At 28.6% G+C, this 266-nt stretch carries 1 protein-coding gene; it reads right to left on the bottom strand.

All coding sequences use genetic code 11. The features are described from left to right. On the bottom strand, nt 1–212 hold a 212-nt coding region (locus tag IV64_RS01680; RefSeq protein WP_083491534.1), incomplete at its 3' end, for a hypothetical protein. Between the last annotated feature and the right edge of the window lie 54 nt (nt 213–266).

The raw sequence follows: 266 nt of genomic DNA, 5'->3' as shown, positions 1-266 counted from the left end.
TTTACCTTTAAAAATTCAGAAAATTGCTTGGCTAAAAGCTTAATCTGATCGTTAGACAAATTAGCATAATCTAAATTGGCTTGACTGATGATTTGTTTACCTAGCCGTTGTTCAATCTTATTTTTTTCGTCCTTAATTTTTTGATTAAGGGCTTTTAATTTAGCTTCTTGTTTTTCTAAGTTACTTTTAGACATAACGATTCCTCCAATCATATTAGAAATAATCACCGAAACTATATCATATAGGAAACGTTAAGTCAAAGTATA

This window comes from Lactiplantibacillus xiangfangensis, from assembly GCF_001438845.1.
GTDB lineage: Bacteria > Bacillota > Bacilli > Lactobacillales > Lactobacillaceae > Lactiplantibacillus > Lactiplantibacillus xiangfangensis.
The sequence above is the reverse complement of the archived record's forward strand: the minus strand, read 5'-3'. Positions and strand labels throughout refer to the sequence as shown.